Annotated in this window: 14 protein-coding genes; 2 read left to right on the forward strand and 12 right to left on the reverse strand. The window is 48.1% G+C overall.

The annotated features are described in order from the left end of the window. The first annotated feature begins 26 nt into the window (after positions 1-26). Both GPL15_RS13130 and GPL15_RS13135 read left to right on the forward strand, forming a co-directional pair. The gene (locus tag GPL15_RS13130; RefSeq protein ID WP_215699130.1) at positions 27-1040 is read left to right on the forward strand and encodes a hypothetical protein; all 1014 of its coding nucleotides are present in this window, start codon (positions 27-29) and stop codon (positions 1038-1040) included. Positions 1041-1071: 31 nt separating this feature from the next. Continuing rightward, a complete protein-coding gene (locus tag GPL15_RS13135; RefSeq protein WP_215699131.1) occupies positions 1072-2184 on the forward strand; it encodes an ABC transporter substrate-binding protein in 1113 nt (370 codons plus the stop codon). Positions 2185-2228: 44 nt separating this feature from the next. Here the strand turns inward: GPL15_RS13135 and GPL15_RS13140 are convergent, their stop codons facing one another. The 12 genes from GPL15_RS13140 to GPL15_RS13190 form a co-directional block, all read right to left on the reverse strand. Beyond that, positions 2229-2924 (reverse strand): LytTR family DNA-binding domain-containing protein, encoded by a 696-nt coding sequence (locus GPL15_RS13140; protein WP_215699132.1) that lies wholly within the window; start codon positions 2922-2924, stop codon positions 2229-2231. Positions 2925-3424: 500 nt separating this feature from the next. After that, positions 3425-3916: a tRNA (cytidine(34)-2'-O)-methyltransferase gene (locus GPL15_RS13145; RefSeq protein ID WP_215699133.1), complete on the reverse strand. Its 492-nt coding sequence runs from the start codon at positions 3914-3916 to the stop codon at positions 3425-3427. A gap of 15 nt (positions 3917-3931) precedes the next feature. Then, the gene (locus GPL15_RS13150; RefSeq protein WP_215699134.1) at positions 3932-5101 is read right to left on the reverse strand and encodes an aminotransferase class I/II-fold pyridoxal phosphate-dependent enzyme; all 1170 of its coding nucleotides are present in this window, start codon (positions 5099-5101) and stop codon (positions 3932-3934) included. Beyond that, a complete protein-coding gene (locus GPL15_RS13155) occupies positions 5098-5580 on the reverse strand; it encodes an Lrp/AsnC family transcriptional regulator (RefSeq protein WP_215699135.1) in 483 nt (160 codons plus the stop codon). The genes GPL15_RS13150 and GPL15_RS13155 overlap by 4 nt, the downstream gene beginning before the upstream one ends. A gap of 15 nt (positions 5581-5595) precedes the next feature. After that, positions 5596-6168, reverse strand: coding sequence for an AIR synthase-related protein (locus tag GPL15_RS13160; protein WP_215699136.1), 573 nt, complete (start codon positions 6166-6168; stop codon positions 5596-5598). Further along, positions 6165-7673, reverse strand: coding sequence for a VanW family protein (locus GPL15_RS13165; RefSeq protein WP_215699137.1), 1509 nt, complete (start codon positions 7671-7673; stop codon positions 6165-6167). The genes GPL15_RS13160 and GPL15_RS13165 overlap by 4 nt, the downstream gene beginning before the upstream one ends. 22 nt (positions 7674-7695) lie before the next feature. Then, positions 7696-7809 (reverse strand): synaptobrevin-B, encoded by a 114-nt coding sequence (locus GPL15_RS28020; RefSeq protein ID WP_346344965.1) that lies wholly within the window; start codon positions 7807-7809, stop codon positions 7696-7698. Further along, positions 7802-8530, reverse strand: a complete 729-nt coding sequence (locus tag GPL15_RS13170) for a 3'-5' exonuclease (RefSeq protein ID WP_215699138.1) — start codon at positions 8528-8530, stop codon at positions 7802-7804. Before GPL15_RS13170 ends, GPL15_RS28020 begins: the two co-directional genes overlap by 8 nt. A 1-nt stretch (position 8531) precedes the next feature. Next, complete coding sequence (nth, locus tag GPL15_RS13175; protein WP_215699139.1) at positions 8532-9197, reverse strand: endonuclease III; 666 nt, start codon at positions 9195-9197, stop codon at positions 8532-8534. 10 nt (positions 9198-9207) lie between these two features. Continuing rightward, the gene (locus GPL15_RS13180) at positions 9208-10962 is read right to left on the reverse strand and encodes a B12-binding domain-containing radical SAM protein (protein ID WP_252198384.1); all 1755 of its coding nucleotides are present in this window, start codon (positions 10960-10962) and stop codon (positions 9208-9210) included. After that, complete coding sequence (locus GPL15_RS13185) at positions 10952-11446, reverse strand: dCMP deaminase family protein (RefSeq protein ID WP_215699140.1); 495 nt, start codon at positions 11444-11446, stop codon at positions 10952-10954. The genes GPL15_RS13180 and GPL15_RS13185 overlap by 11 nt, the downstream gene beginning before the upstream one ends. Positions 11447-11734: 288 nt before the next feature. Then, positions 11735-12793: an L-threonylcarbamoyladenylate synthase gene (locus GPL15_RS13190; protein ID WP_215699141.1), complete on the reverse strand. Its 1059-nt coding sequence runs from the start codon at positions 12791-12793 to the stop codon at positions 11735-11737. Positions 12794-13088 lie beyond the last annotated feature (295 nt).

Genomic DNA, 13088 nt, shown 5'->3' on the forward strand with positions numbered 1-13088 from the left:
CGGTTTTCCAAGGAATGTGGATTATTATGAAAAAAAAGACAAAACTTATCATATGCCTGTCAGCGGTTCTGCTCGGCATCCTCTGCGCCTGTCTGATTTTATTTTTTACCAGCCCGAAACAGCGGCTGGGCAGACAGATGACATTGGGCGCTAAATATTTGACAGAGAATAATTATGAAGAGGCGGTTATCGCCTTCACCGCAGCCATTGAAATAGAACCAAGGCTGGCAGAGGCTTATCTGGGACGTGCAGAGGCCTTTCTTGGCTTGGCCGCTGCCCCCGGGAGCAGTTCTGAAGAGGAACAGGCACAATGGTTCACGGATGCGGAAAATGACTATCTGATGGTTCTCTCAATTGATACAACGATAGAAGAGGCCTACCTCAAACTGGCCGGGTTATACACAGACCAGAACCGTCTGGACGACCTTATCCACATTTTAAGGGATGGTTATGCAGCTACAGGCAGTGAGGATTTCCAGGCTCAACTGGATGAACTGGATAAACCGGCCGGGGATGATATGGTCCAGTGGAGCGATCCGGCTATGGAAAAACTGGTACGGGAAGCCGTCAATATAGAGAGCGGCCCTGTATATGTAAGAGATTTGGACGATATACAGACCTTGGAAATTCTCGGGGATCAGTACATTTTTATAAAAAGAACGCCAGGCAGTAATACCACCGATAGTGATACTGACTACGACTGGAGTTACCGCTTCCTGACCCGGTTGTCAAATGAAAATAACAGCGGCTGGAAACTGGATGCATATTATTCCCCTTACGAAGATGCTGAACGGGTCATGGTAAGAGGGAATATCAAAGATGTGGAATCCCTCTGGTATTTCCGCAATCTGAAGACCGTTCAAATAATAGCCAACCACATTTCCGATGTTTCGATACTGAAACGCATGGATTTGGACAGCGCCAATTTCTGGGCCAATGAGATTTCAGATACCAGTTTCCTGGAACAATATGGCGTTTTCGAACACACCTCCGAACAGTTTGTGGAGATCGGAGATATTTTATCTAACCCTGAAACCTAAAGTCTCACACCACACGAAAGGAAATCTGACTATGAAAAAGAGAGTATCAGCACTGGCAGCTTTGACCGTTTTAGCTGCCGTAACTGCCTTAAACGGCTGCCAGAAAGGCGGTTCTTCCAGCAGCGGAAATGCCAATGAAAAAACCGACAGCAGCAAGTTATACGTATATAACTGGGGAGAATATATCGATGAAGCGGTAATCGACATGTTTGAAGAGGAAACCGGAATTGAAGTGGTATACGACATGTTTGAAACCAATGAAGACATGTACCCGGTTATCGAAGCGGGCGCCGTTACCTATGACGTGGTGTGCCCCTCCGACTACATGATCCAGAAGATGATAGAAAATGACCTGCTGGCCGAGATCAACATGGACAATGTGCCTAACGTCAAGGAAATCGATCCCCAGTATATGGAAGATTCCAAAAGCTTTGACCCGGAAAACAAGTATTCCGTGCCTTACTGCTGGGGAACCGTAGGAATCCTCTACAACACCTCAAAAGTAGCACCTGAAGACGTTCCCACCAAATGGTCCGATTTATGGAATGACAAATTCAGCGGCGAAATCCTGATGCAGGACAGCGTGAGGGACGCATTCATGGTGGCATTGAAATCAAAAGGCTATTCCATGAACAGCACAAATGAAGCAGAACTGCAGGAGGCCAAAGACCTTCTGATCCAGCAGAAACCTCTGGTTCAGGCATATGTTATCGATCAGGTGCGGGATAAGATGATCGGCGGAGAAGCCGCCATCGGCGTTATCTATTCCGGCGAAATGCTGTTCATCCAGGAACAGGTTGCTGAACTGGGCCTTGACTATGACTTAAATTATGTGATCCCCGAAGAAGGAACTAATGTATGGATCGATTCCTGGGTAATTCCTAAGAACGCCAAGAATAAAGAAAATGCGGAAAAATGGATTGATTTCCTCTGCCGCCCGGAAATCGCCAAGATGAATTTTGAATACATCACCTACCCCACTCCAAACAAAGGGGCCTTTGATCTCCTGGATCCGGAGCTTCAGAACAACAAAGCCATTTTCCCGGATAAAAGCGACCTGAACAACTGCGAAGTGTTCAAGTATCTGGGCGATGAAGTGGATACTGTCTATAATGAACTTTGGAAAGAAGTTAAATCTAATTAATTTTCCCCGTAACTCCGGGAACCAAAAAAGTGATGAAGGGTTTATCAGAATCCCTTCATCACTTTTTTTACCTCGTCTCTATAATATCTTCCCACCGGCAGTTTTGTCTCGTCTTCCAAAACCACCTGCCCCAAGCGGTAATCTCTCATATACTTACCATTTACCAGATATCCCCGGTGTATGCGCACAAAGCCTTCCCGCTTCAATTCCTCTTCCAGTTCCATGAGCGAAGCGTAAAACCGGTAAACCTCATCCCTGACATGGGCGTACACAACCCGGTTCTTCACCGAAAGATACCGGATTTCACTGATAGGAAGTTTTTCCGGCATTTTTCTGATGGTCACGTTCAGACTGGTCTGACGTTTCTCCTCATATTCACTCCATGCCCTTAATAACACACCGTCAAACTCCTCTTCTGCAAATGGGCTTTTCAGATAATACACGCCTTTCTCCATGGCTTTTGCGTCATGAAAGCCCTTTCCATATATCACAAAAACTGCCCTGCTCCCCAATTCTTTCGCCGCCTTAACAATTTCCGGGCAGTTAAAATTCCGGCCGTCAACCGTAATAAAAATCAGATCCGCCTGATGGGGATTCTTTTCAATATGTTTCAGCATAGCATTCCTGTATGTAAATGTTATGATCTTCGCCTCCATCTGAAACTTTTCCACAGCCCTGTAAAGCCGTTCCTTATAGGCATTCCTGGCCGGCGTATCATCATACAAATAAATTGTAACCATTGCTCTTCTCCCACCACGTATAAATACTATTTCTTATGCCTCTATTATACACGGTTTTTCGCCCTATAGTTACATTTATTTCTTTTTTATTAATATTTTTTTAATTTTGTAACTTTTTCACATTTCTTTCAAGTATTTACTGGGGAATTTAGCTCTTCTTACACCAATACCTTCCCAGGAATTGCAGTATCTCCGTCCAACTGCCAAGGCGGAGCCGGGACGCTTCTCACGGATTCAGCGATTTGTTCCGGCTGCCGGCAGTTCTTAGGCCGGAAGGGAACAAAATGGAGGGGAACCCTCTGACCTCAAAGTCAGAGGGTTAGGGAGCCTGAATTGAGAATTTCTTCAGAAATTCTCAATGAATACTCCCGGTACCCTCCATTTTGTTTCCTTCCGGCCTTAGAACTGCCGATAGCCGGAACCATGAGCTGAATCCGTGAGAAGCGTCCCGGCCCCGCCTTGGCAGTTGGACGGAGATACGGCAATTCCCACCACTCTCACTATTTCCACTCGTATTTTGTCAAATGCCCCTCTAAAGTCATCTTCTCAAACCCGTTCTGCCTCAGCGCCTCATATAACACAATCGCTACCGAGTTCGAAAGGTTTAATGAGCGGATGTCTCCCCACATGGGAATCCTTACACAGGTTTCCTGATTCTCAAGCAGAATCTCTTCCGGTATTCCTGCGCTCTCCTTGCCGAACATGATGTAACAGTCAGGTTCGTAACTGACATCAGAATAGACCTGAGGCGCCTTTGTGGTGGCCATATAAATCTTAGCCCCCGGATTCCTGTTTAAAAAGTCCTGATAGTCACAATAAACCGTCACATCCAGTTTATCCCAATAATCCAGGCCCGCCCGCTTTAAAGCTTTTTCATTGATCTTAAAACCCAGGGGTTCAATCAGATGAAGCTTGGTCCCTGTTGCCACACAGGTTCTTCCTATATTTCCCGTATTGGCCGGCATTTCCGGCTCAAATAATACTACATTCATCGCTGTTTCCTTCTCTTATACATTTCCATCCAGCCTGCGGATAAAGCGGTCCATTCTTCCCAGCGCCTCTTTCAAATTCTTTAAGGAGTATGCATAGGAAATGCGCAGATACCCTTCACCACAGTCGCCGAAGGCGGTTCCCGGCACCACAGCCACCTTTTCTTCCTGTAAAAGCCTGGTGGCGAATTCATCGGAGGTCATGCCGAACCGTTTGATGCTGGGGAATGTGTAAAACGCTCCATGGGGTTCGAAGCACTCCAGCCCCATCTCCTTAAAGGTATGCATCAAATAGCGCCTTCTCTGGTTATAGGATTCCCGCATGTTCACCACGTCCTCATCCCCATTGCGGAGCGCAGACACGGCTGCATACTGGCTGGTTGTGGGAGCGCACATGATGGCAAACTGGTGGATTTTAAGCATCTGCTGGAGAATCTCTGCCGGTGCCGCCGCATAACCCAGCCTCCATCCGGTCATGGCATAGGATTTGGAAAATCCGTTGATTAACACAGTCCGTTCTTTCATGCCAGGTTCTGCCGCAATGGTGGCGTGCTTGTCTTTATAGGTGAGTTCCGAATAGATTTCATCGGAAATGACGAACAAGTCCTTTTCAATCACGATCTTTGCGATGGCTTCCACATCGCTTTTTTCCATAATCGCGCCGGTTGGGTTGTTTGGAAACGGCATGATCAGGATCTTGGTTTTATCCGTAATCTTTTCCAGCAGTTTTTCCGGGGTCAGCTTAAACTGGTCTTTTTCCTCCAGTTCAATGATCACAGGCACTCCGTCCGCAAGCACCGTACAGGGCACATAGGACACGTAGCTGGGCTGAGGGATCAAAACCTCATCTCCAGGATTTAACATGGCTCTCAGGGCGATATCGATGGCCTCAGAACCTCCTACCGTCACCATAACCTCGTGATCCGGGTCATATGTAACTTTGCATTTCCTGTTCAGATAATTGCTGATCTCCACTTTCAGTTCTTTTAAACCGGCGTTGGAGGTATAAAACGTGCGGCCCTTCTCTAAGGAATAGATTCCCTCTTCCCGGATATGCCATGGGGTGTCAAAATCAGGTTCGCCCACGCCCAGGGAAATTGCGTCCTTCATCTCACTTACAATATCAAAAAATTTACGGATTCCTGAAGGCGGAATCACTGTTACTTTATCAGCTAATGGATTTCTCATGGGGTTATTAACATCCTTTCGTCCTGGACCTCGTTAACGAGAACCGTACCGTGATCCTTATATTTTTTCAATACAAAATGGGTTGCGGTGCTGAGCACTGATTCCATCGGCGATAATTTCTCCGATACAAACTGGGCCACCTGTCTCATGGTCCTGCCTTCAATGAAAACAGTGAAATCAAATGCGCCGGACATCAGATATACGGAGTTCACCTCACTGTACTGATAAATACGTTCTGCAATTTTGTCAAATCCCATGCCTCTTTGAGGAGTTACCTTAACTTCAATTAATGCTACAACTTTCTCGTCGCTGGTATTATCCCAGTTAATCAGGGTATGGTAACCACAGATAATATTCTCTTTTTCCATGTCGGCAATCTCATTGGCGACCGCGACTTCACTTTCTCCTAATAGAACCGCCAGGTCTTTGATGTCGATTCTGCTGTTCTTTTCAATAACCGCCAAAATTTTCTCTCTCATAAAATTGCCTCCTGATTAAATGATTTTTAATACTTTATATATTTCATCCCTCTGGGGGCGGTCCAGAAAACCTCTGCCTTCCCCATTGTAGATTTCACGTTTTAATCCCCGGTTTACGGTTCCGATCACCGCAGCCGGGATACCCGCGTCTTTTAACCGGGTCATGGTATGATAGCCGTTGTCACAGACCAGGATCACACAGCCGGAAGACAGCAGGCGGTAGGGATTCAGGTCATAGAACTCACAAATCTCTATGGTCTTTTGGCGAACAGGAATCTGACGCAGCCAAAATTCGATGCCCACTTCATACGCGCCGGAGAGGTTCCATAACGCGGCCATGATGCCGCCTTCCCCCACCGGTTCACATTCCGTTGCGCCGAACTGTTCCCACTGCTCCAGATTCCCGCCTGTCATGTTCCTATTTTCTTCTGCCTGATCTAAAAAGCCCGGGGAAAATCGGTTCAGCAGTTCCGGCCTTTTCTCGGAAATGATCCTGGCCGTCCCCGCTTCTCCGATATATCCCGTTACCACCAGATCCTGCCCCGGGTTCATGGCCCCAAGACGTTCTCTGTTTGATTTTCCTCTCATGACGGCCCCGCTCCCGGCCCGCCTCCCGGGCCCGGCTGTTCTCCGCCGCTTGGCTGCGCAGGAGCTCCGGAAACTCCGGGTCCGCCTGCCGGCCCTTCAATTACCTGAGGTGCCGTTGTTTCTTCCGTCACTGGCGGCGCCTCCACCGGTGCCGCTGCTGGAGGAGCTGCCGGTCCAACTTTCACAATAGCTTTAGAAGCATTGTAAGTGTCCGTATGGAGAAGAGTTTTCTCCTTTTCCACGCCGTCAATATAGACATATTTCCACAGTCTGGACTTCATGCCCCTGTGGGCCGACTGAACCTGTTTTCTGGTTCCCGGCGCCATGGTGGGATCAACCTGCTCCGTCGGCGCTCCCGGATCTGTAACGCTCAGGGTTTCCGATACGTATTTGATGGTCCTGTTGGCCGGTCTGGTTTCCTTTCCATAGATGGAAAAGGTTAAGGTCTTTCCTGAAGTATAGCCTTCCACATATACCGGGGTATCATATGGATTGGTAATTTTAATATCCTTAAATGTTCCCGCAATCGCCGCATCCATGGACGGCTTCACATAAGTGACGATCATGGAGTGGTTCTGCCTCTGGGTGATCTCCATCTCAGCCAGCAGCGATGTGTTATAAAGAGTGGTCGCGATCTGGCATACGCCGCCGCCCACGCTGTCCACCACCTGCCCATTCTCATAAGCAGCAGCCGTCGCGTAACCGTTGGCTGTGGTGAAGGGCTGCATGCACTCATATCCTGATAATGTCTCTCCCGGCATCAGCACATGACCGTTGATCTTGCCTGCGCCAACCCTCAGATTGGTGGATCTGGACGCTCCGCTGCTGCTGAAATCCGTTGTGTAGGTTCCAAGCAGATCCTGGATCGTCTCCAAATCTTCCGTTTTCCTGGCTGGTTCCTGCTTAGCCACCACTGCGGCGGCTGTTACAGGCTGTTCCAGACCGGCGGCTATGGCCTCGTTAAGCGCCCCTGTGGTTGCCTGCGAATCGATTACAAGTCCTGTTACGGACGGAGTTACGATAAATTGTCCGTTTTCCCTGGTAATCGACGCATCCTGGGGCTCCGCAACCAGACCGGAACATTCTGTCTCCACAAATTCCGCAACCTTTGCCTCATCCACTTTGGCGTCCAGAGCCAGTTTCACCGGCTCCGCCTCCAGATCAGAGATCGCGAAAAAACGCTGTATAATATTGCCGTTCTGATATACGGCTGCTGTCTCTTTCACTACATCCTTATTCGTCCAGTTAAATCCCAATGCCTGTGCTGTCGTATCCACCGGTGTTCCGTCCACATCCAGGGTTATCTTTTGATTTGAGAGTCCATTCACATAATCTTCAACTATCTTCTCAGCTTCTTCGATTGTCTTTCCCCCAAGGTCCTGTTCCCCTACGTAAATACCGCGCGGAAGCGCCTCTTCCGCTCTCGCAGATACCGGCGTGATAAAGCTTATGCCAGCTCCTAAGAGAATCGCCGACATACCAGTAAGCCACGTATTCTTTTTCATAATATACTCCTCACTCCATCTGTTACATCATTGAAAATGCCCCGGCCAGCGTCGGTATAATCATGGCCAGAACCAATAAAATTATGATAACAGAAGATACAATCTTCTTCGTTCTTTTATTACTGAAATTAAACATTATCTTTCACCTCTTTTATCCTTCCATACTGAGAAATAATCTTATCCGTCATTCTGGAAACTTCATTGCGTGACATGTACTCTATCTGCACAGTTACACATATTTTATGATATTTTATCAAATCACGCAATAGTTGTTTTTGCCTTTTTGTCGCAGGTTGTTCTTTTTTCACTTTATAAACCAGATCTTGAGGCAAAAATGCTTTTAACTGCTCCTTTTGCCATCTTTTTTTAAGTTCCTGGTAGAGCTTATGGGCTGCAATGGCGTCGGAAAGGGCCCGGTGGGCATTTTCATTTTCAATATTAAAGTAGCGGCAGGCTGCGGACAGGTTTTTCTTTTCCTCTTTCGGCATAAATCTCCTGCACAGGGCTAAGGTATCAATCCCCTGACATTCAAACTTCAGGTTATGGTTTACGGCAGCCCGCTTCAAAAAACTGTAATCGAAAATTACATGATGCCCCAGAAGCGGCAGATCCCCGCAGAAATCCACCACACTGCCGATCACCTCTTCGATTCCCGGCGCATCCTTTAACATGTCATCATCAATTCCGGTTATTTCCCTGATCCGCTCTTCCAGTTCCCTTCTGGGATTAACCAGGGTGTGAAACCGGTCCGTCACCTGGCCTTCTTCCACTTTAACCGCCCCGATTTCAGTAATTTTATCCTTTTTGGGGTCCAGACCCGTGGTTTCCAGATCAATGGAAACATAAGAACCACACATGTTATTTCCCCTTCTTTCCATCGGCCGACGGACAGTATTCCCTCAAAAAACACTCCCCGCATTTGGGGCTTCTGGCCGTGCAGATGGTGCGGCCCAGGGTGATGATGTGGATATTCCACAAAATCCAGTGGTCTTTTGGAAGCACGTCCATCAGTTCATATTCAATTTTCTCCGGATCTTCCGCCTGGGCCAGTCCCAGCTTTCTGGATATCCGCTTCACATGGGTGTCCACCACAATGCTGGGCTGGTTGTAAATGTTCCCCCGGATCACATTGGCCGTCTTTCGTCCCACACCCGCTAAGGAAATCAGATCCTCCATCTCACTGGGAACCTGGCCTTTATACTCATATAATAGCCGTTTACAGCATTCTATAATATTTTTCGCTTTTGTATGGTAAAAGCCCGTGGGCCTGATATCCTGTTCCAACTCTTCCAAATCGGCTTTGGCGAATTTCTCAATGGAGTCGTATTTTTTAAATAAATCCGCGGTCACAATATTGACCCTGGCGTCCGTACACTGAGCGCTCATGATGACAGCGATTAAAAGCTGCCATGGGGTTTCATGGTTCAGATAACATCGGTATTCCGTGCCATATTCCTTATCCAGCAGATCCAATATGATCTGCACCCGCTTCGCGCGCTGTGCTTTTGTCTCTTTCTTTCCCATTCCTGTCCTCTCATGCTTTTGTATCCGGCGTCAGCAAAAATGTCCTGGCATTATAGGTCAGTGGATCTCTGTTTTTGTAATCGAACAGGATCATTGTTCCATCCCTCATGCCCTCGATGTGGGCCATCTTGCTGATCTGCCGTGAATCATAACCTTCATATTCCTTCAGATACTTAAACTCCCGGGCTTCCTGTATGAAAAAGTCCCGGATCTTTGTTTTAATCCCGTCCTGATCCCGGGCAAATGACGGGCGGCTCTTAACATTTTCACGGAGATAGAGGTCATAGACCAGACGGTCCCGGAACTCTTCGGCCAATTCTTCAAATCCGTCTCTGACCGCCTCTTCACCAATGAACTCATAGAGAATTTCATAGCGCGCAATCCGGTTAACGCTGACCTCCGACAAACCTCTTTCTTCATAATATAATGCGATCTTTTCATACATATGATAAGCGCCGTCCATTTTTTGTTCCAAAAGTTCCAGAGTATGCCTAAACTGGCCGCTGTTATAGTAAACTTCCACCATCTCTTCCACGGCCTTCAGCCTGAGCACATCGTTATAGCCCAGCCACTTGGTTGACAACACCTCATAGGGCGGTTCACCCTTATACAAAAGACCGTATTCTGAAACCATCTCCTGCATATGGGATCCTTTCAGCACCTTTAAAAAACCCAGCTGAAGCTGCTCCGGCCTCATGGAATAGACATGGTCAAACGACTGCTTAAACCGCTCCATGCCTTCATAAGGCAGACCTGCGATCAAATCCAGGTGCTGGTGGATGTTGTGACAGCCATTGATCCGGCCCACCACTTCCCCAAGCCGTTTCAGGTCCATCTTTCTGCGTATTTCCGCAATGGTGTCTGGGTTGGTGCTCTGAACCCCGATCTCAAGCTGGATCAGCCCCGGCCGCATCCTGCCCAGCAGATTAAGCTCCTCTTCTCCCAGAAGATCCGCCGATATTTCAAAATGAAAGTTGGTGATACCATTATCATGCTCAAGAATGTGCTTCCATATAGCTGTGGCATGACTTTTTTTGCAGTTAAAGGTGCGGTCCACAAATTTCACCTGTTTTACCTGGTTCCTGAGGAAAAAATCCAATTCCTGCTTCACCAGTCTAACGTCCCGAAACCGCACCGATTTATCGATGGAGGACAGACAGTAACTGCAGGAAAATGGACAGCCCCGGCTGCTTTCATAATAGATAATCCTGTTTTCAAAATCATTTAAATCATGATAAACAAAGGGAATTTCATTCATATCCATCAGCGGGCGGTTTTTCCCTTCCACAACTGCCCCGGATTCATCCCGGGCCGCAATTCCGGCCATTCCGGCAAATGACCGCTGACCGCGGCTATAGGCCAGAACCAGGTCGGCAAATGTCTCTTCGCCCTCGCCCATCATGATTCCCAAAACATCCGGTTCCTGACTGAGGATCCGGCCCGCATCATAGGAAACTTCCGGGCCGCCCAGCCAGATATCCGTATCCGGAAGGACTTTGTGAAGATCCCTGACGAGTTCCAGCACATAGCTGATATTCCATATATAACAGGAAAATCCCACCACATCGGGTCTTCTTTGATAAATATCCTTTAAAATCGATTCCATCCGGTGGTTAATGGTGTATTCCCCTATTTCTATCAGGATTTCAGGCTGTCCTGCGGTCTTTTTCTTCGCATATTCCATCAGGCTGTAGATCCCCAGATTGGAATGGATATACTTGGCGTTGACCGCTGCCAATAAAAACTTCTTCAATTTAAACTTCAACCTCAATCTTTCTTCCCGTAGGCTGGTACTGGTAATATCTGACGCCCGCAGCGTTCAGCATCCGTTTGGACGCCCGCACTGCAGGAGTGTCGGCATATTTGTCGCAGCCGAAAATGATGGTCTTAATGCCTGCCTGAATGATCGCCTTGGCGCACTCATTGCAGGGGAACAGGGTTACATAAAGCTTGCTTCCTTCCAGGCTCCCTCCCCGGTAATTTAAAATCGCGTTCAGTTCGCTGTGGGTGGAGTAATAATATTTGGAATTATAGGGATCGTCGTCCTCATGATCTTTTCCCCATGGAAATTCATCATCAGAACAGCCTTTGGGAAATCCATTGTAACCCATGGACAGGATCTTGTTGTCCTGGCTCACAATACAGGCCCCCACCTGTGTGCTGGGGTCTTTGGAGCGTTTTCCCGAAAGCAGGGCAACTCCCATAAAATATTCATCCCATGTTATATAGTCGGATCGTTTCTGTGTCATCTCGCTTCTCCCTTCTGTATTTTGTATCATAAAATATGGTTATTATTTATTTCATGTTCGGCAGAATCAGCCTCCAGGCCGTCAATCAATATCTGTCAAAATAATGCTGCTGTTGTTCCGCTGCTGTAATAGTTCAGATAGGTCTGCGCATTTACTGCGCGGACCGTACGAAAACATAGTGGCCGCAGGCATCCAGCCCTTCGCCGCAGGCGGCTTTAATGGGCTGGATGCGCAACAGTTCAGACCTGTCTGAACTGTTAACCGCTGCTATTCCTATGCTGTTCTTCATTATTCGGCCTTTATTATATGATATCCCGCCGCTTTGGTGAGCCGGTTCATAATCGCCTGGCCCAGGCTGGCGTATGAAAAACTTTCCGAATAAATGTAATCCACCTGCAAATCATCGAATTCCCTCAAAACCGCAAACAGGTTATGGGCAATGGTCTCTTCCCTGGACCTCATTCCCAGGCTGCGCAGCTCTCCGGACGGATAGCTTGATTTTGTTTCATCCGTACAGATCACGCCCACCTTAAAGCCCTGATCCAGTTTCTCCTTAACCCTGCGGTTAATCTCTGAAACCACAGCCTCCCGGGTTCCTTCCACCAGGGTCAGATTGGCTTTAGGTGCATAGTGGCGGTATTTCATGCCCGGCGCTTTGGGTTTGACGTCTTCTTTCATGGGGCCTGAAATCGCCGGATCCATCTTAACGTCTCCCAGCACCTCTTTTAACATCTCCAGCGTGACCGCACCTGGCCTGAGAACCGTTGGAACAGGCCCCGTCACATCCACAATCGTGGATTCCAGGCCGATTCCCACCGGGCCTCCGTCCAGAATCATCTCGATCTTGCCTTCCATGTCCTGCCATACATGCTGGGCGGTTGTGGGGCTGGGACGACCGGAGGTATTGGCGCTGGGAGCCGCAATGGGAACGCCGGACAGCCGGATCAGCGCCCGGGCCACGGGATCGCTTGGCATCCGCACCGCTACGGTGTCCAGGCCCCCGGTAGTTCCATAAGGCACCAGCCCGCTTTTTGGAAATATCATGGTCATCGGACCGGGCCAGAAGGCATCCATCAGTTTTTTTGCATTTTCCGGAATCTCTTTTACCAAGGGTTCCAGTTCCTGTGAGGAGGAAACGTGGGCGATCAGCGGATTGTCGGAAGGGCGGCCCTTGGCTTCATAAATCTTCCTGGCCGCATGTTCATCCAGGGCATTGGCCCCAAGGCCGTAAACCGTTTCTGTGGGAAATGCCACCAGCCCTCCATTCCGGATGATCTGCGCCGCCTCCTCCAGTTCTTCTTCCTTTATATGATCAGTATCTTCAATTTTTATTAATTTAGTTCTCATCACAGCCTCGATTCCACCGCCCAAGCGGCATATAGTTACAGAAAAAGGCCAAATTGCGCCATTTTTCGCGTTTGCATATAGATTTTATCATAGCACAACAGTTATTCCGGTGCAATGCTCTTGAAACATTTTCCTATTGATGATAACATAAACTGGTAACAGTTCAGATAGGTCTGAACTGTTACGCTTCCTAACCGGCTATTTCGGTCAGGAAGATCAGCCGTTTGAACCGTTACCAAAAAACAGATTGTAGTTTCCGGTTGGCGCTAACGATGGTACAATGGAGTGCCACGGA

Origin of the sequence: Clostridium sp. MCC353 (assembly GCF_018785315.1) — a bacterium.
Taxonomy (GTDB): domain Bacteria; phylum Bacillota; class Clostridia; order Lachnospirales; family Lachnospiraceae; genus CHH4-2.

Excerpts from the sequence above, each read along its gene's own strand:
- GPL15_RS13130 (WP_215699130.1), top strand. The coding sequence starts at position 27 with ATGAAAAAAAAGACAAAACTTATCATATGCCTGTCAGCGGTTCTGCTC.
- GPL15_RS13135 (WP_215699131.1), top strand. The coding sequence starts at position 1,072 with ATGAAAAAGAGAGTATCAGCACTGGCAGCTTTGACCGTTTTAGCTGCC.
- GPL15_RS13140 (WP_215699132.1), bottom strand. The coding sequence starts at position 2,924 with ATGGTTACAATTTATTTGTATGATGATACGCCGGCCAGGAATGCCTAT.
- GPL15_RS13145 (WP_215699133.1), bottom strand. The coding sequence starts at position 3,916 with ATGAATGTAGTATTATTTGAGCCGGAAATGCCGGCCAATACGGGAAAT.
- GPL15_RS13150 (WP_215699134.1), bottom strand. The coding sequence starts at position 5,101 with ATGAGAAATCCATTAGCTGATAAAGTAACAGTGATTCCGCCTTCAGGA.
- GPL15_RS13155 (WP_215699135.1), bottom strand. The coding sequence starts at position 5,580 with ATGAGAGAGAAAATTTTGGCGGTTATTGAAAAGAACAGCAGAATCGAC.
- GPL15_RS13160 (WP_215699136.1), bottom strand. The coding sequence starts at position 6,168 with ATGAGAGGAAAATCAAACAGAGAACGTCTTGGGGCCATGAACCCGGGG.
- GPL15_RS13165 (WP_215699137.1), bottom strand. The coding sequence starts at position 7,673 with ATGAAAAAGAATACGTGGCTTACTGGTATGTCGGCGATTCTCTTAGGA.
- GPL15_RS28020 (WP_346344965.1), bottom strand. The coding sequence starts at position 7,809 with ATGTTTAATTTCAGTAATAAAAGAACGAAGAAGATTGTATCTTCTGTT.
- GPL15_RS13170 (WP_215699138.1), bottom strand. The coding sequence starts at position 8,530 with ATGTGTGGTTCTTATGTTTCCATTGATCTGGAAACCACGGGTCTGGAC.
- nth (WP_215699139.1), bottom strand. The coding sequence starts at position 9,197 with ATGGGAAAGAAAGAGACAAAAGCACAGCGCGCGAAGCGGGTGCAGATC.
- GPL15_RS13185 (WP_215699140.1), bottom strand. The coding sequence starts at position 11,446 with ATGACACAGAAACGATCCGACTATATAACATGGGATGAATATTTTATG.
- GPL15_RS13190 (WP_215699141.1), bottom strand. The coding sequence starts at position 12,793 with ATGAGAACTAAATTAATAAAAATTGAAGATACTGATCATATAAAGGAA.